The following is a 16,627-nucleotide window of genomic DNA, read 5'->3' as shown; positions in this document are numbered from 1 at the left end:
ATCGTTTTATGCTTTGTTGAAGACCATTTGCTTAGAATGACTAGGCTGCATAGTCTTCGCCGCGCCTAAAACGATTTTACCTCGAACAAAATTTAACCGCGAAAGGTCAAGACGCCCTAGTAAGAGTTAGTTTAATTCGCCACAGTCTTCGGCAATTACGGCGACCGTGTCACCAATGTTGACCATGGCAGGGAAACGACGTGCAGCAAAAATCCCACTGCGCTGCGCTTTGTATTCGATTGGGTCGCTCCCTGTACGCTCGGTTGAATAGATTCTTGCCAGTACATCGTCTTGTTTGATGGTATCGCCAAGCTCAAATAAGTATTCGGTGATACCGTTGTGCTGGCTTTGCACGTAGCAACTTGCATCGGGCATATCAAGCAACCTAGTTGGCAGGGTTGGTTTTTCGTAATCACCTGATAAGTTGCCCGAAAAACGCAAGAAGTTACGAATACCTCGGTCGGCATAAGCGATGGTTTCTGGAGTGCTGGTTCCGCCACCTCTGAGCTCTGTGGTGACGAAGATTTTGCCTTGAGATTCCACTGCGGTGTCGTACAGGCTGGTGGCGTCCATTTCGAGCAAGATCATGGTGTAAGGTGCGCCAAACAGTTTCGCACCTAAGATGCATGCTTCTTCTTGATCGAGGTTGTCGAGGCGATGGGCGGCGGCGAAAGGCACGATGTCTAACGTTTTACCACCTGAATGAATGTCTAACGCAAAATCGCACATGGGTACTAAGTAACGAGTAAAGTAATCCGCGATTTTTTCGGTCACTGAGCCTACAGGGTTTCCGGGAAAGCTGCGATTTAAATTCCCTTTATCGATAGACGATGTGCGCGAGGCATTTTGTACCGCAGGTAAGTTCATCATTGGCACAATAATGACGCGACCTTGGATTTGCTCTGCTTGAAGCGAGTTTGCCAATTTAAGCAGGCTGGTAATACCTTCGTATTCATCACCATGATTACCGCCAGTAAGCAGCGCCGTTGGCCCGAGACCATTTTTGATCACGGTGATAGGTATCATGATGCTTCCCCAAGCGGAGTCATCATGGGAATAGGGTAGCGCTAAAAAGCCGTGCTGCACGCCTTCTCGGTCAAAGTCTACGGTGGCTGTGATCGAGCTCTTTTGCATATCAAGTCCTTTTTGTTCTTAAGCCTAGTTCAACAGAACTTACGGTTTGAAAAATTAGTGTTTAACAAATAAGTGGCGTGGAAAATCACACAGTGTTTTTGCACCATCACGGGTGATCACAATGCTTTCGGTGGTTTCTAACCCCCAATCTTCAAACCATAGCCCCGGCATAAAGTGGAATGTCATGCCTTCTTTTAATACGGTTTTATCGGTGTCTCGCAAGCTCATGGTTCGTTCGCCCCAGTCAGGAGGGTAGCTCAGACCAATTGGGTAACCACAGCGGGCGCCTTCACGTGAGAATCCTGCTTTATCCAGAACTTGGTTCAATGCGTTGGCGATGTCGGCGCAAGTATTGCCTGGTCTTGCGACTTCTAAGCCTGCTTCGAGACCTAAAGTTAATGCTTCATCTGCACGTTTGAATTTGTCGTCTGGTTCCCCAAGAAAAATAGTGCGAGAGAGTGGGCAATGGTAACGGCGATGCGCGCCAGCGATTTCGAAAAAAGTACCTTCGCCTTTTTTGAAAGGTCTATCGTCCCACGTTAGGTGAGGTGCAGAAGCATCAGAACCAGATGGCAAAAGCGGTACGATCGCGGTGTAATCGCCAAAGTGATCTTCATGCCCAAGTACTGCTTGGCGGTTAATCTCGGCGACAAGGTGATGTTTCGGCAATCCTGGCTCGATCATATCGAACGCGACGCGATGCATGTTTTCAACAATGCGAGCTGCGCGGTACATATAAGCCAGTTCTTGATCAGATTTAACGGCGCGACACCAATTGACTAGCCCGGTTGCATCGAGAAGTTGAGCATTCGGCAAGTGCGTGGTGAGTGACTCGTAAGCGGTGGCACTAAAGTAATAGTTATCTTTTTCCACCCCGATACGGCCGCGATCCCAAAGACGCGGGGCGAGTACCGCTTCTACCAGAAAATCCATTGGGTGTAATGGTGGATTCATTACATAATGGTCTGGGTAGTAGGTGATATTTTCTGCCGACATATACGCAGTTCTGTATGCCCCATTGGCATCTTGGCAGCGCCCAAACCAAACAGGCTCGCCAGATGATCCTACAACGACACATTGTGGGACATAAAAAGACCAACCGTCATAACCAGTCAGCCATGCCATGTTAGAAGGATCGTGAATGATAAGGACATCCAACTCTCGTTCTTCCATCGACTGCCGAACTTTTGTTAATCGGTCCTGGAATTCATCCAGTGTAAAATGCAAAGCAACGCCTCTCATATTTTCTCCTTGTTAAAAATCCGACGCCTTATGGGCCTTCGGAGACGTTGAGGTATTTCTACCTTCCACCAGGTCAGCCAGACCTGCGTTTAAAAACTATTGCAACTCACCACTGCGGCTGGGTTTGGATTAAACGATGCCATTTAACATGTTTGTTGAATCTATATTTCTCATGTCAATCATTACAATTGTGGCTCATTTTTGTGCATTACACCGCATTTGATGGCTAAAAACTCGCCATTTGTTAAATTGAAGTTACAATGAGCATTAAAAATGAATCAATTAAAATATTGTGTCATGACAATTTCTTTGAACCCGATCATTCGCCCAGGCACCGCTAAGTACATCTCCATTGGCAATTATCTTGTCGAATGTGTCCGCAGTGGTTACCTAAAACCCGGTACTCGACTACCCACACATCGTGAGTTTGCGGAGCAAATTGGCGTGAGCGTACAAACCGTCAGTCATGCATATGGTTATGCAGAGAAAAAAGGTGCGCTCGAGTCTTGGGTGGGAAACGGTACGTTTGTAAAATCAGGCTTTGTGGATGAAAGCACGGACACGGAGTTCATGCTGACGCAAGAGATGAAAGAAACGCCGGATGAAATTGATATGTCGATCGCTCATCCGGTAGTAACCGATCGCCACATTACGCTTTTTAATCAGGCGTTAATGGAAATTGCTGGGCAAACAAACAATCGCAGTTTGATCAGTAAAGCAAAGCCAGTAACAGGTCAGCCTCATCATATTGAGTCCGGAGCGCGATTTCTCAGTAGCCAAGGACTGGACGTTGGTACCGATCAAATATTACTCACAAATGGTGCATGCCATGGCTTGACCTTGGCTTTAAGCACCGTTGTTGAACACGGTGATTTCGTCGCTTGTGGTCACTTAGTCGATCATGGCTTGATCTCTCGCTCGAGAATGCTTGGATTTAAGTTACAGCCGCTTGAGATGGATGAATTTGGTATCACGCCGGATGCATTTGAATGGGCATGTAAACACAAACCAATCAAGGCGCTGTGTTGCACACCGAGCATGGCCAATCCGAATAGTGCGCATATGGATATTTCGCGCCGAGAGGCGATAGCAAATATTGCGAAGCAGTATGAGATCTACGTGATTGAAGATGACGTGTATGGGGCACTAGAGCCCAATCGTGTCCCACCTCTCGCCGCACTGTTACCCGAGCAGGCTTTTTATGTCACCAGTTTAACCAAAGTCGTAGCGCCAGGTATGCGTACGGGCTATTTAACGGTCCCACGTCATTTTTTGCAGCATGCGATTGGCCGTTTAGCAGCGACGAGTTGGTCTGCGACCCCGCTACCGTTTGAAGTCGCTCATTTGTGGATCGAGAACGGTACATTAAATCGACTTATTCGATTTCAAGTCAATGAATTTGCCAAGCGCCAGCGAATAGCAAAAGCTACTTTAGAAGGGCATGTTTATAGCTCACACCCGAATGGTCAGCACATTTGGTTGAGGTTACCTGAGCAGTGGAGCAGTGATGATCTGGTCGCTTCGGCTAAGCGTTCTGGGGTGCAGATCACGGGGTATAAACCTTTTGTTCTCGATACTAATCAGCCAATGCCTTACGTGCGAATCAGTTTGGGAGCAGAGACTAATCGAGGCTACATCAAGCATGGGTTATCTGTGATTGCAGAAATTCTCGATACAAACCCTCCAACCTCTCACTTTTTGGTCTGAGCAGTATGCTCTGACCAATTTTTTCTGCGAAAGCGCCAAGTTCAGAAAATCTTTCTTATTCACCTGATTGACTTGATTGTCATGAAAAAGATAACGTTTCATTAACATTTTTGTTGATCAGGAGCAGCGCGGATGAAAGGGATTTTTCAGTGGCTAGATAAATATATACAGAAAGCGGAGGCGGCACTGCTCATTGGCTCGGTGCTTCTTATTGCGTTGAACTCAATTGCTAACGTGTTAGGGCGCTACCTCTTTAGCCAAAGCATCTACTTTTCAGAAGAACTCAATTATTTCCTCATTATCGCCGTCACGTTTATTGGTTGCAGTTATGCTGCCCGCCAATCTCGCCATATCCGTATGACGGCATTTACCGATATGCTTCCAAAGCGTATACAAACTTTAGCAAACGGCATTATTTATTTACTCACCGCCGCATTGGTGGCGGTGCTAACTTGGTATTCGTGGCAATACATTGGCAAGGTGAGCCAAATGGGGCGTCTTTCTCCTGCAATGCAAGTACCTCTGAGCTGGGTGTACTTAATCGCACCGATTGGCCTTTTCTTTAGCACGGTTCAGTTCGCGCGTGTGGGTGGTCGCCATATCAAACGTTTCATAACGCTGACAAAGCTTTCACGCTCATCTCGACCAGATGGCATCGGCTCTGCCACTAAGCAGGAGAAAGCGCTATGACGACCGCTCTTGTTGCAACGATGATCACGTTGTTGGCTTTTGGCTTTCCGATGTTGGTACCGCTATTAGCGGCGACCATGTTGGGATTTATTGTTTTTCTTGGCTTGGGACCAGATTTTATGATCCAGCAAATGCTTGCTGGCATCAAACCCGCTGCGTTGATCGCTGTGCCTATGTTTATTCTCGCGGCAGAAATTATAACCCGAGGCGTGGCAGCAACGCGCTTGCTAGATGTCGCAATGGCGTTTGTTGGGCACGTTCGTGGCGGTCTGGCGATCACCTCATCGCTTAGCTGTGCGATGTTTGGTGCGGTATCGGGGTCGACACAAGCCACCGTTGTTTCTGTTGGCTCTATTATGCGACCGAAAATGTTGGAGTATGGCTACAAAGACAGTTTTGCTCTGGCTTTGATTATTAACGCCTCTGACTTAGCGCTCCTTATTCCACCGAGTATCGGTATGATCATCTATGGTGTGGTGTCTGGAACATCGGTTGCTGAGCTGTTTATTGCAGGTATTGGACCGGCGATCGTGATTTTATTGATGTTTTCTGCCTACTGTTATTTTTATGCAGGTAAAAGCTCTGTAGAAAATGCCCCGCGAGCCAGCTGGAAAGAACGTTGGACCACAATACGTAAAGCGGTTTTACCATTTGGTTTTCCGATCATTACTGTTGGCGGTATTTATGCTGGAGTATTTAGCCCTACCGAAGCGGCGTCGGTTTCGGTGTTGTACGCAGTGTTATTAGAAATGGTTATCTTCCGTAAAGTGAAATGGAAGGAGCTTGGCGAAATCGCGCTTTCTACGGGCATGGTTACCGCGGTGGTATTTATCTTAGTCGCAGCAGGGGCTGCTTTTTCTTGGGTAATTTCATTTGCCCAGATCCCGCAAGAATTGTTGGGTATGATCGGGATTAATGATCTTTCGCAGACCGAGTTACTGGTCGTTATTTCAATTGCGTTCTTTATTGGTTGTATGTTCGTTGATCCAATCGTAGTGATGCTGATTTTGATCCCTATCTTTGCACCTGTGATTAAGTCCTCTGGCATTGACCCAGTACTTGTCGGCACCATCGTGACCTTGCAAGCGGCGATAGGTTCTGCAACGCCGCCATTCGGTTGTGATATTTTTACCGCGATTGCCGTGTTTAAACGCCCTTATGTAGAAGTGATTCGCGGGACACCACCGTTTGTGTTCATCTTGCTTTTGGTCTCTGTGATGCTGATTTTCTTCCCTTCGATTTCACTTTTCTTACGTGATTTAGCGTTTCGATAGTATCGACTAAACGCTCAAAGCCGCTGAATATCGGCGGCTTTTTAATCTATGCTCTCAAACTGGTTCAACTTATTCTGTTCTCCAGTCTCCATTGGCTAGGCGACTTTCCTGTCCAACTGCGAAAGTGGCGGCTGAATACCGCAGTTTCTGCATAACCCAGTTGCAACGCGATATCGGTAATACTCTGAATATTCTCACTTAAACGCTGCTCGGCGAAATCCTGACGCACTTGCTGCAACAGCTGTCGATAACTCGTGCTCTGCTGCTTTAGCTTGCTTTGCAGCATTCTCGGATGCAGGTCTAATGCTCTTGCAACGCGCTCCACGCTGCATTCTCCCGTCGACAACAAACGACCAATCATATTCGCTGCTTGATCACTCAGATTGTTAGGATAGCGGGTTTGTAAATACTTGAGGTGCTGTTGAAAGTGGCGATCCAGTGCGTCTTCGTCTTGGTGGTTCTTAGCGTTAAGCAGACTCGCTTTAAGTAGGATACCGTCAAACTTATCACCGAAACGCAGTTTGTTCTGTTGGGCAAACTTGCTTTGCTCTACTTCCAAGGTTGCGTGTTGAGTCAAATGTAGCGCGAAGTGGCTTGCTTCAATATCGAGCAAACTGGCGATAAACATGGCTAAGTGTGACACACTGAGCTGCATCAACTGCGCAATACCGCGGTCACTATTCACATCAATATTGAGCGACAATCGTACCCAATCATCTTGTGGCGTCATGTTGAGAGTAACGCCTGACGAATGCAGATAGAGATAATCATTCACCCGCGCCAATGCATCACCGACCGTTTCAGCACGAGAAACCAGCATCGGCAAATCGCCTAAACTTTGCAGGTTTTGGCGCTCGGCGAGTAACGCACCAAACAACGGTTGCTGACAACGAGCAGCCGCTTCTTCCAGTAATTCAGCCAACCTAGGGTAGGCGAGATAGGTATCGGGATCGCGAAACTGCGCGGCAGACAGGCCAGCAGCGGCCATTATCTCTTGCGGATTCTGACCTAATTCTGAAACCAAGCTATCAAATTTATCGGCAGCGCCACTTCGTACGATATACATGTCTCGATTTTTAAATGTTAACAGGTTGTAAATCGCAATATATCAAATTTACTTCGTAAAAGGTCAAGTGAGTGCCAGTGAGTTGATCTAAGTTACATTTCGATAACAACAACGCATGGATGAGAAGCTGTATGGAACTTATCAATAAAACTGCCATCGTGACTGGCGCTGCGGGTGGAATTGGGCAAGCTATTATTGCAAAGCTAAGAGAGCAAGGAGCCAAAGTGCTTGCTGTCGATATTTCAGAGCAATCACTGCAAATGTACGCAAGTTTTGGCTCTAAGCAGTTGGAAACCTTTGTTGCGGACGTCACCGATTACCAACAAGTCGAAGCCATGGTGAGGTACGCGGTCGAACAATTTGGCTCACTTGACATCATGGTCAACAATGCAGGTATCGGCGCACCGAAACCTCTGCTTGAACATGATCCTATCGCCGACTTTGAGCCTATCTCTAAAGTCAACCAAAACGGCGTTTACTATGGCATTCTCGCCGCTGGACGACAATTCCAAGCGCAAGGGACACCGGGCGTGATCCTCAATACCTCTTCCGTTTACGCCCAAATGGCCTCCGAGATGACGTTTACCTACAACGTCAGTAAAGCTGCAGTCGATATGATGACCAAATGCGCCGCTCTAGAGTTAGCGCCTCTGGATATTCGTGTGTGTGCCGTCGCTCCGGGACGTGTCGATACTCCGATGTTAAGGCAATACGAAGAGATCGGCTTGTGGAACCACATCCGCAAAGAACAGATGCGCCAAAACTTCACGCAACCAGAAGAGATTGCCAACGTGGTAGCGTTTCTTGTCAGCGAGAAAGCCAACTGTATCAACGGCTGCACCATTAGCGCATCTGACGGTTTCGAGAATTTTAAGTACCCGCTCATGGGATAGATGGAATAGGCGAGCACGCCAAATTACAGCAATAGTGAGGATGTAAGTTATGTCATTACCAGAAGTTATTCAGCATCAAGATTTCCTATTAACTCTTAATACTAATGAAGAGTCGATCATTAAAGACGCGCTACCGGGTGTTGATGTTTACCCGCTGTTTCTTGACCCAGAAAATGGTACGTGGGTGATTCGCGCCAAGTTCAAACCGGGTATCACTCTGCCTAAGCACTTCCATACTGGTGTGGTGCATTTCTATACACTGAGTGGCGCGTGGCACTACATCGAGTATCCAGACCAAGTCCAAACCGCTGGTAGCTACTTATATGAGCCGGGCGGTTCGATTCATACCTTTCACTGTCCAGAAGAGTCGGGTGGCGCAGATGGCTTTATGGTGATCCAAGGTGCGAACATTAACTTTGACGAAGAGGGTAACTTTATCAACATCATGGATGCAGGTTGGATTGAGCAAGTGGTGGTTGCCGCTGCCAAAGCGCAAGGCTTCACTGCGCGCTATATCAAACCGGGTGCGATTGCTGCCCTGAGTGATGAGCTAGCGGAGTAACCCCATGCAACAGATGAACAGTATCGTAATGCAGGATGGTAGTGTCCGCCTGAAGCAAGTCGAAATCCCCAAACCCGCAGCGGGACAAGTCTTGGTTCGTAGTCTCGCCTGTGGGATTTGTGGCTCCGACCTACACATTACTCGACACGCGGATGAGGTGTTTGATGTATTCTACCAGCTCGGGTTGATGCCTGATGAAGTAGGTGAGCACGCTCAAGTGATGTTGGGACATGAATTCTGTGCGGAAATTGTCGAATACGGTGCCGATACGCAGCAAACGTTGCCTGTCGGTAGCCGAGTCACCTCTGTGCCGATGTTGCTCAGCCAAAATGGCGCAGGCGTTGGTGTCACTCCGGGTACTTACGGCGCTTACTCTGAGTATTTCCTACTTGATGAAGCGCTCCTACTGCCAGTGCCCGACGAAATACCGTCTGAAGCGGCAGCGTTAACCGAGCCGCTGGCGGTCGGTTTGCATGCGGTCAATCGCAGTGAAATCGAAACGGAAGATACAGCGCTGGTTGTCGGTTGCGGCCCTATAGGGCTGGCGGTGATTGCAGCGCTCAAACAACGCGGTGTGAGCAACATTCTTGCGGTCGATCTTCAGGAAGAGAAGCTGCAACTTGCCAGCGAGTTTGGCGCAAATCGATTGATCAACCCGACCAAGGAGGACGAGATCGCCGTCGGGGCACAGTATGGAATGAATTCACGTTTGGTCATCTATGAGTGTGTTGGCAAACATACTTTGATTGATGATTTCATGCGCCGTGCTCCTGCCCGATCTCGAATCGTTGTATCAGGCATTCATACGGCTCCAGCAACCATTAACTACGCGTACGCGACGGTAAAAGAGCTCGATTTGAGATTCTCTTACTACTACCAACCGCAAGAGTTTGAGCAATGCCTTCAAGCGATTGCCGAACACAAGTTGCCTTGGCAGAAAATGCTTACCGCCAAAGTGGGAATCGATGGTGTGGAAGATGCGTTTAGACAGTTAATGACGCCAAATGATCACATCAAAGTCGTTATCGAACCTTGGCGCAGCGGCGCGTTAGAAGTGATTTAACTCTTAGCCAGATTAAGCTAGCTAAAACCAATTCTAGTTTGGTGACAGCCCCAACCGTAGCAGCTAGGTTGGGGCTTTTTTTGTTAGGCCTGTTCTGCGTATTCCTGTTGCAGAGCAGGGTAATCGGTGTAGCCTCGTTCGTTTCCGCCAAACAACGTTGAGCCATCGAGTTCTGCCAACGGATGGTGATGTTGCAAGCGAGAGACTAAGTCTGGGTTTGCTACGAATGGTCGTCCGAATGCGACAAGATCCGCGTAGCCTTTCTCTAATACTTCGTTTGCTCGTTGAGGATCGTAGCGACCTGCAACAATAATAGCGTTGCGAAAGCGCTTTCTAAGTTCGACTCGAAACGCCTCAGGAATCGTTGGAGCATCGGCCCAATCGGCCTCGGACAAGTGTAAGTAGGCAATGTCGCGCTCCTGTAGTTGCTTTGATGCTTCTAAGATTGTTGGCACGATATCTGGGCAGTCCATATCTTTAAACGTAATGAATGGTGCCAATCTCACTCCAACTCGATGCGCACCAACAGCGGCGATAACTGCATCCACTACTTCGATAAGAAAACGGATACGATTTTCTCGTGGACCGCCGTAGTTGTCTGTTCGATGGTTTGAGTTGGTTCTTAAGAACTGATCGATCAGATACCCATTCCCGCCGTGGATTTCTACCCCATCAAAACCCGATTCAATGGCGCGTTTGGCTGCGTTCGCGAAATCACCGACAACTCGGTTGATGTCCGCTTGTGTCATGGCGCGTGGCTCAACACAATCGACCATATTGCCGTTGCCTTGTTCATCCGCAATCCAAACTTGCGTCTCTACCGGAGCGAGCGCAGATGGTGCGATAGGCTGTTCACCATTTTGGAATGTTGGGTGAGACACTCTGCCCACATGCCATAGCTGACAAAACATCGCTGCACCTTGTGATTTGACCGCTTGGGTCACTCCTTGCCAGCCCGCCACTTGCGCATCGGTGTAAACGCCAGGGGTGAACGAATAGCCTTGAGAATCGTCCGAAATTTGTGTGGCTTCGGAAATGATCAGCCCGGCAGAAGCGCGCTGTTGATAATACGTTGCCATCATCTCATTCGGGATGTTGCCCGGCTGAGTGGTGCGTGCGCGAGTCATTGGTGCCATGACAATACGGTTTTGTAGTGACAACGCTTTTAGTTGAGCTGGTTCAAACAGCTTATTTGTTCTTTGTTTCATGTTGCGCTCCTCAGATAAGTACTGGCACGTTGGTCGCTTTACGAGCGGTTGCCATCCAGTGAAGTACGGCTGGATCCCATTGCACTTCGGGCGCACTGAAAAAGCCGCGTAGAATGGAGAAAATAATGGCCTGATCAACCAGTGACGTTTGCTTTTCTGAACTTAGGTTGAGCAAGGATTTGGTTTGTTCTATCAAAGCGGCGACTTCTTTCGCAATCGCAGGTGTATCGTTAATCAAGGCTTCAAAATTTAATGCTTCGGTTTCTTTTTTTGCACGCCATGCTTGTTTAGCGGTTTCTGTTGCAAATTCCGGTAACGTCATGTTTGACCAACGCGGATACCCGACTTTTTGTAGCGGTAAAAACGCCTGTTTTTGCCAGTCTAAAACCGGTGCTGAGGGTTGGCTGCTTTCATTGGAAGATGCCAATTCAAGGAAGTAGTTGATGATGTCTAAGCTTTCCGCCATCGCTTCGCCATCGTCTTTGATCAAAAGAGGAACTTGTTTTGCGCCGATGATGTTTGTGGTGGTGCTCTCGTCGTCATAAGCAATGTTGATGACGTCGAGCTGAATATTCAGCATGCCTGCAACAAAACGGACGCGGGCGCTAAAGGGGCAATGTTCATAAATGTACAGTTTCATTTTTTGTTTCCTATCTCTTGGCTGGGCAGGGCGTGTTGTTGTGCGTTGAACAGCGTTACGGCGTTTAACTTTGCCCTGTCACATAACGTTCTGGGTCTAAACAATGTCGATAGGGTCAGTATATGGATTCGATTTAATTTGATAATTGGGTAATATCTGAATTGATTATTTAGTTTTTTCAAATAATAAGGGCGCGAAGATGGATAAGTTTTCGGATATGACGTTGTTTGTCAGCATCGTTAAACATCAAGGTCTGGCAGCGGCGGGAAGGGAGTTAGGTTTATCTCCGGCGACGGTAACGGCAAGGCTGCAAGCGATAGAAGAACGCTATGGCGTAAAGCTGCTCAACCGAAGCACACGCCACGTATCACTCACGGACGCAGGGGCAATGTACCATCAAGCTTGTCTGAACATCATTGATAGCGTGAAAGAGACGGAAAACTTACTTCAAACTGGTATTTCGGAAGTGCGCGGAACGTTGAAAATTTCAGCTCCACGAGATATTGGCAAACAAATTATTTCGCCGATGGTGTCGGCTTTTTCTGAGCAATATCCGGATGTGACGCCTTATCTTTATCTTAATGACAATTTGTCGAACTTGGCTGAATCGGGGCTCGATTTGGTGATTCGTTACGGCGAGTTAGCGGACAGCAATCTCATTTCGCGCAAGCTGGCGTCGAGTCAACGCGTGCTGTGCGCGTCACCTGATTACTTGGCGAAGCAAGGTGTCCCAAACTGTCCACAAGATCTCGCGGATCATCGCTGCTTAGCCATGGTGCGCAGCAATGAAGAATTAAAAACGTGGCACTTTAAAGATGAAGAGTCTCACCAAACGATCACGGTCACGCCAAAGCGCTTTTCTGATGATGGTGAAGTGATTCGACAATGGGCGTTGGACGGTGCGGGGATTGCGTTGAAATCGATTTTAGATATTCAGCAAGACCTAAAACAACAACGTTTAGTAACGGTTTTGGATGGGTATATGAAAAACTTCAGCGCCTTTTCGCAAGGCGCTGAAGCGGATCTGCATGTCATTTATCAAAGCCGCCAATATCAACCGAAAAGAGTTCGCCTTTTTTTGGACTTTCTAGTTGAGCAATTTAGCGCGCTGAGTGATACCAGCAATCAGATCTAGATGCGATTCAGAAGTTTCTCGGCGGTGGCGATAAATCCCGACGGTGCCAGGGTTTGGTTCGTTTTCCATGGTTAAGCATCGTAAGCCAAAGGATTCCAAATACGGTTTCAGGTGGCCGGTATAAGACATCACCGCGACGCTTTCTTTCAGTACATCAATACTGGCGAGCAGAGAATCCACTTCGTAAGTCGGTCTATCATCCAGTTGCTGCCTTTCGCGTTCATTTTGTTTCGGGATTGGGTTATCGATGACGTGAGCGAATTTCTTAGCGTCATAAGTGACCGAAAGAGCGGGGTATTCGTGCAGCATCTCTTCGGTGACGGTTTTCCCTAGCAGTGGATGGTTTGGGGAAACAAAATAGGCATCAACCGTTTGAAATAAAGGAATAAACGTAACATCGCATTTAGACGACAAGCCGACAATCTCGTGGCCGATGAAGAATTCAATCTGTTCGTTGATTAATGAATCCATCAAGCCTAAGTGGTTGCCAAATTCGACGTGCGTAGATGCCGATGGCTGCTTGGTCAGATGTTCATTGAGTGCTTGTTTGACGAACAGCGGCCACCACGCATCGCCAGTACCCATTTTAATTTTTCCGACTTGGTACTGTTTCCGTTCATCAATGCTTTGCATCATTTGGTTGTATTCATGCTGCATCGCGTTGCTATGGCGATAGAGGATGCGTCCGTATTCGGTCAACACCATGCCATTAGGATGACGTTCAAACAGCGTCACGCCGAGATTCTCTTCCAGCTTCTTTAAATTGCTTGTTACCGTTGGCTGGCTTAACCCTGCCATTCTTGCCGCAGCGCTGATGCTTTGGCAGCGTGCAACCAGTAAAAATTGCTGCAGAGATTTGTCCATTTTCTTTCCCCTCTAAGAATGAGGGGTATTTTGCACAATTTCATTTATAAATCACAAATCTGTAATCTCATTTGATTGAAATTATGCGCATTTCATAGATCTACATCACTGTTGGGGTTTGACGTATAGATGTTATCTATAGCTCGCTCCTGACTTCCTATTTTCCCCTCAAAAAGGTGTTCTTTAGACTGTCGCTAAAACAACAATCTAAGGGATGAACATGAAACCGAGTTTTATTGCGCTTGCTGTCGCGTCTTGTATTGGTCTTGCTGGGTGTGGGTCAGATTCCTCTGATGCGTCTGTGCAGGTCGACAAACCAATTATTTCAGCCGACTTATATTTACGTGGTTTAAATGGGGATTGGGGCACGGCAGAGCATGCCAAGCTAAACTATTTGGGTAATAACGAGTACGAAACCGTACTGCGCGTCGCTCGAGGTAGCAATCAGTTCAAGATTGCTGATCCCGGTTGGCAGATCCAATACACCTATTTTGAGGAGCCCGCGGCGTTCGATAAAGCTCAGGAGTACCTGCCAAAACCAGACACAAATGAAGCGTGTATGAACGATGATTGCAACTCTGAGATCACGTTTGAAGACAAAGGGTATTACAAGTTTTCTGTGAGCTTTGCCGATGAAAGTCGCGCGACAATGACTGTGACGAAAGCAACGCAAGAAGAAGCGGAAAAATACTACTCTGATGCGATTCTCGACCCTGCAATGGTGCATGAAGGGCATCAGAGTAAAGAAGTGAAACTGTTCGCCAATTACGATGACTCGAGTGATACCGTGATTTTCTCGGTGAAAGATCCTAAAGCTGAACTGCGTGAATTTGGTATTTCAACGACGACAGAATTGCGTGATGCGCTCGACCAAGGCTTAGTGATTAATGAACAAACAGGGCCGCGAGTGGTATCGGGTGATGTCGCGTTTGACGCGTTGTTTGCGTTGACGATGAAAGAGCTAGACCAGCTTGCCGTTTCTGAAATCAAAGACGGCAATTACAACTACAACAACCCAATCAAAGCGGAAGTTTTTGAGACGGGCGCGAAGTGGCATTACGTGTGGACGCGTGATTTGGCGTACGCAGCAGACCTTTCGCTTGCATTGATGAATCCAACTCGCGTGCAAAATGGTTTGAATTTCAAATTGTCCGCTTTCCGCGACACGACCGATCAGCAATACGATGGCGAGCAGATTGTGCAAGACACGGGCACTGGCGGCAGCTGGCCAATCAGTACCGACCGCACGACTTGGGCGCTTGGTGCAGAACGCTTACTTTCGGCATTGGATGGAGAAGAGTACAACCAGTTTGCTGAGCGCGCATATAACGCTATCAGCAATACACTTGAAGCCGATCGCCTGGCGGCTTTTGATGCGAAATCTGGTTTATACACTGGTGAGCAGTCATTCCTTGATTGGCGTGAGCAAACGTATTCAACGTGGACGCCAAACGATGTCAATGCGATTGGTAGCAGCAAAGCGTTATCGACAAACGTGGTTCACTACCGCGCGATTCAGCTCGCGGCTAAGTTGGCAGAGAAGTACGATTCAACCAACGCGGTCAAATACACCGATTGGGCTGAGCAGTTAAAAACCGCTATCAACGAGCAGTTTTGGAATGCCGAACGCGGTATGTACGTAAGCTATTTGTTTGATAATGGCAAAGACATCGCGGTCGACAAATACGACATGTTGGGCGAAGCACTTGCGATCATCAGTGGCGTGGCAAGTGATGCGCAGGCGAAACAAATCATGGCCAATTACCCACACAGTGAGTTTGGCGTGCCGGTTTATTTCCCTCAACAACCGGATGTGCCTGTGTACCATAACCGCGCAATTTGGCCATTTGTTACCGCGTACAGCTTGCGCGCCGCGCATCAAACACAAAACGTGGCTGCGGCGAACAATGCCATTCAATCGTTGGTTCGTGGTACAGCGACCAATTTATCCAACATGGAAAACTTAGAGTGGCTTTCTGGTAAGTCATTCATCATCCATAGTGATCATGGCGAAGATCCGAGCTTGGATGGCCCAGTGATTAACTCTCAGCGTCAGCTTTGGTCTGTGGGTGGCTACTTGAACATGGTGGTAGAGACCCTATTTGGCATCCATACCGAAACAGGTAAGTTGGAAGTGAAGCCATTTATCACAAGTTGGGTGCGCAATAACTTGTTGGCTCAGTCTGAACAAATTACGTTGGAAAACTTTGCCTTCAAAGGAAAGAACTACTCGGTAACGATTGACTTGCCTGAAGTAAGCAAAGATGAAACAGGCTACTACCCAGTTGAAAATGTCGCGATGGACGAAGAGGGGCATTTCCACGTGACACTGGGCGCGCTTGTGAATGTAGATAGCAGCATTACTTTAGTTTCTGGGGTGAAACCGTATGTGAGTGAAGACAGCCGCGTTTATTCTCCGCAAGAGCCAAAACTGGTAGTAAAAAGCGTTGATAATTCGGTTTCGATTGACGTGACGAGCAAGTACAACGTGAACTTGTATCGCAATGGCGAGCTGATTCAAAAGAACGTGATTACTCAATCTTATTCCGATACGCCAACAGGTTTTGCTTGTTATTTGGCTGAAAGCATTAACGATAAAGGCTTCCGTTCTAACCCAAGCCAACCAGTTTGTGTCGGTGAAGAGATCCGCATCAAACTTGATGGCGAATATCAGCCACTCAAAGACAATGTCTCAGTGGTTACGGTGAGCAAAGACAGTGGCATCGTAAAAGGTGCAGAGTCGTTTACAGCTCCTGTAACGGGCACTTACCAGTTCGATGCTTGGTACAACAATAACCTAGGACAACTTAATACCGGCATCACGAACACCGTGAAATTGTTAGAGGTATTGGATGATGCAGGTAAAGTGGTTGGTCAAGGTTACTTGCAGATGGGCCATATTGGTGAAAACCAAGGTATGCGTTACTCAACGCCAATTGAAGTGGCGTTGGAGCAGGAGAAAACCTATCAGATCGCGCTGAAGGACCACTTCAATATGAGTTACCTCACATCGAATGAAACCTACATCTACGCTGGTGGTATTGAGGGTGAAAAGAACGAAGCGCAAATCGCAGATATTCGAATCACACCTTTAATGTAGGCTGTTTTAACAAAGCTGTGTTCTAAGAAAAACAAAGCCGCTGAGATTA

14 protein-coding genes are annotated in these 16,627 nt (G+C 47.6%); 8 read left to right on the top strand and 6 right to left on the bottom strand.

Features of this window, described 5'->3' with window-relative positions; genetic code table 11:
- Positions 1–126 precede the first annotated feature (126 nt).
- Both doeB and doeA read right to left on the bottom strand, forming a co-directional pair.
- Entirely contained in the window at positions 127–1,134 is a 1,008-nt protein-coding gene (gene doeB / locus FKN16_RS02350) for a N(2)-acetyl-L-2,4-diaminobutanoate deacetylase DoeB (RefSeq protein WP_005392729.1), read from the bottom strand.
- Between the two features lie 54 nt (positions 1,135–1,188).
- Positions 1,189–2,376 carry an ectoine hydrolase DoeA gene (doeA, locus tag FKN16_RS02345; protein ID WP_005392731.1) on the bottom strand — a complete coding sequence of 396 codons (1,188 nt, stop codon included), beginning with the start codon at positions 2,374–2,376 and terminating at the stop codon, positions 1,189–1,191.
- 273 nt (positions 2,377–2,649) lie between these two features.
- On the opposite strand from doeA, the gene FKN16_RS02340 reads away from it, so the two are divergent.
- The 3 genes from FKN16_RS02340 to FKN16_RS02330 all read left to right on the top strand — a co-directional run bounded on the left by FKN16_RS02340 (position 2,650) and on the right by FKN16_RS02330 (position 6,047).
- Positions 2,650–4,083: a PLP-dependent aminotransferase family protein gene (locus FKN16_RS02340; RefSeq protein ID WP_170901912.1), complete on the top strand. Its 1,434-nt coding sequence runs from the start codon at positions 2,650–2,652 to the stop codon at positions 4,081–4,083.
- A gap of 132 nt (positions 4,084–4,215) precedes the next feature.
- A complete protein-coding gene (locus FKN16_RS02335; RefSeq protein WP_047008059.1) occupies positions 4,216–4,773 on the top strand; it encodes a TRAP transporter small permease in 558 nt (185 codons plus the stop codon).
- Entirely contained in the window at positions 4,770–6,047 is a 1,278-nt protein-coding gene (locus tag FKN16_RS02330) for a TRAP transporter large permease (RefSeq protein WP_005392736.1), read from the top strand. The genes FKN16_RS02335 and FKN16_RS02330 overlap by 4 nt, the downstream gene beginning before the upstream one ends.
- Positions 6,048–6,111: 64 nt before the next feature.
- On the opposite strand, the gene FKN16_RS02325 is transcribed toward FKN16_RS02330, so the two are convergent.
- The gene (locus FKN16_RS02325) at positions 6,112–7,113 is read right to left on the bottom strand and encodes an AraC family transcriptional regulator (protein WP_104972315.1); all 1,002 of its coding nucleotides are present in this window, start codon (positions 7,111–7,113) and stop codon (positions 6,112–6,114) included.
- A gap of 131 nt (positions 7,114–7,244) precedes the next feature.
- On the opposite strand from FKN16_RS02325, the gene FKN16_RS02320 reads away from it, so the two are divergent.
- From FKN16_RS02320 to FKN16_RS02310, 3 genes are read left to right on the top strand one after another with little or no spacing between them, the layout of a single operon-like run.
- A complete protein-coding gene (locus tag FKN16_RS02320) occupies positions 7,245–8,006 on the top strand; it encodes an SDR family oxidoreductase (protein WP_047008061.1) in 762 nt (253 codons plus the stop codon).
- 49 nt (positions 8,007–8,055) lie between these two features.
- The gene (locus FKN16_RS02315; RefSeq protein WP_025633388.1) at positions 8,056–8,568 is read left to right on the top strand and encodes a 2,4'-dihydroxyacetophenone dioxygenase family protein; all 513 of its coding nucleotides are present in this window, start codon (positions 8,056–8,058) and stop codon (positions 8,566–8,568) included.
- Between the two features lie 4 nt (positions 8,569–8,572).
- Positions 8,573–9,631, top strand: a complete 1,059-nt coding sequence (locus tag FKN16_RS02310) for a zinc-binding dehydrogenase (RefSeq protein WP_170901911.1) — start codon at positions 8,573–8,575, stop codon at positions 9,629–9,631.
- A gap of 83 nt (positions 9,632–9,714) precedes the next feature.
- Here the strand turns inward: FKN16_RS02310 and FKN16_RS02305 are convergent, their stop codons facing one another.
- Both FKN16_RS02305 and grxB read right to left on the bottom strand, forming a co-directional pair.
- On the bottom strand, positions 9,715–10,839 hold the full coding sequence (locus tag FKN16_RS02305) for an alkene reductase (protein WP_046875827.1): 1,125 nt from the start codon (positions 10,837–10,839) through the stop codon (positions 9,715–9,717).
- A gap of 10 nt (positions 10,840–10,849) precedes the next feature.
- On the bottom strand, positions 10,850–11,479 hold the full coding sequence (gene grxB / locus FKN16_RS02300; RefSeq protein WP_100088690.1) for a glutaredoxin 2: 630 nt from the start codon (positions 11,477–11,479) through the stop codon (positions 10,850–10,852).
- A 199-nt stretch (positions 11,480–11,678) separates the two neighbouring features.
- On the opposite strand from grxB, the gene FKN16_RS02295 reads away from it, so the two are divergent.
- Complete coding sequence (locus FKN16_RS02295; RefSeq protein ID WP_025607263.1) at positions 11,679–12,614, top strand: LysR family transcriptional regulator; 936 nt, start codon at positions 11,679–11,681, stop codon at positions 12,612–12,614.
- Here the strand turns inward: FKN16_RS02295 and FKN16_RS02290 are convergent.
- On the bottom strand, positions 12,567–13,478 hold the full coding sequence (locus FKN16_RS02290) for a LysR family transcriptional regulator (protein ID WP_005392753.1): 912 nt from the start codon (positions 13,476–13,478) through the stop codon (positions 12,567–12,569). The genes FKN16_RS02295 and FKN16_RS02290 overlap by 48 nt on opposite strands.
- Before the next feature lie 220 nt (positions 13,479–13,698).
- On the opposite strand from FKN16_RS02290, the gene FKN16_RS02285 reads away from it, so the two are divergent.
- A complete protein-coding gene (locus FKN16_RS02285; RefSeq protein ID WP_170901910.1) occupies positions 13,699–16,578 on the top strand; it encodes a Six-hairpin glycosidase-like protein in 2,880 nt (959 codons plus the stop codon).
- Positions 16,579–16,627: the final 49 nt, after the last annotated feature.

It is taken from the genome of Vibrio sp. 11-4(1), from assembly GCF_013048625.1.
Taxonomy (GTDB): domain Bacteria; phylum Pseudomonadota; class Gammaproteobacteria; order Enterobacterales; family Vibrionaceae; genus Vibrio; species Vibrio diabolicus.
This window is presented reverse-complemented; position numbering and strand designations above follow the sequence as displayed.

Bases quoted from the DNA above. Each gene is read 5' to 3' on its own strand.
- FKN16_RS02310 (WP_170901911.1), top strand. From the start codon at position 8,573: ATGCAACAGATGAACAGTATCGTAATGCAGGATGGTAGTGTCCGCCTG.
- FKN16_RS02320 (WP_047008061.1), top strand. From the start codon at position 7,245: ATGGAACTTATCAATAAAACTGCCATCGTGACTGGCGCTGCGGGTGGA.
- FKN16_RS02335 (WP_047008059.1), top strand. From the start codon at position 4,216: ATGAAAGGGATTTTTCAGTGGCTAGATAAATATATACAGAAAGCGGAG.
- FKN16_RS02325 (WP_104972315.1), bottom strand. From the start codon at position 7,113: ATGTATATCGTACGAAGTGGCGCTGCCGATAAATTTGATAGCTTGGTT.
- FKN16_RS02285 (WP_170901910.1), top strand. From the start codon at position 13,699: ATGAAACCGAGTTTTATTGCGCTTGCTGTCGCGTCTTGTATTGGTCTT.
- FKN16_RS02330 (WP_005392736.1), top strand. From the start codon at position 4,770: ATGACGACCGCTCTTGTTGCAACGATGATCACGTTGTTGGCTTTTGGC.
- doeB (WP_005392729.1), bottom strand. From the start codon at position 1,134: ATGCAAAAGAGCTCGATCACAGCCACCGTAGACTTTGACCGAGAAGGC.
- FKN16_RS02305 (WP_046875827.1), bottom strand. From the start codon at position 10,839: ATGAAACAAAGAACAAATAAGCTGTTTGAACCAGCTCAACTAAAAGCG.
- FKN16_RS02290 (WP_005392753.1), bottom strand. From the start codon at position 13,478: ATGGACAAATCTCTGCAGCAATTTTTACTGGTTGCACGCTGCCAAAGC.
- FKN16_RS02295 (WP_025607263.1), top strand. From the start codon at position 11,679: ATGGATAAGTTTTCGGATATGACGTTGTTTGTCAGCATCGTTAAACAT.
- FKN16_RS02340 (WP_170901912.1), top strand. From the start codon at position 2,650: ATGAATCAATTAAAATATTGTGTCATGACAATTTCTTTGAACCCGATC.
- FKN16_RS02315 (WP_025633388.1), top strand. From the start codon at position 8,056: ATGTCATTACCAGAAGTTATTCAGCATCAAGATTTCCTATTAACTCTT.
- doeA (WP_005392731.1), bottom strand. From the start codon at position 2,376: ATGAGAGGCGTTGCTTTGCATTTTACACTGGATGAATTCCAGGACCGA.
- grxB (WP_100088690.1), bottom strand. From the start codon at position 11,479: ATGAAACTGTACATTTATGAACATTGCCCCTTTAGCGCCCGCGTCCGT.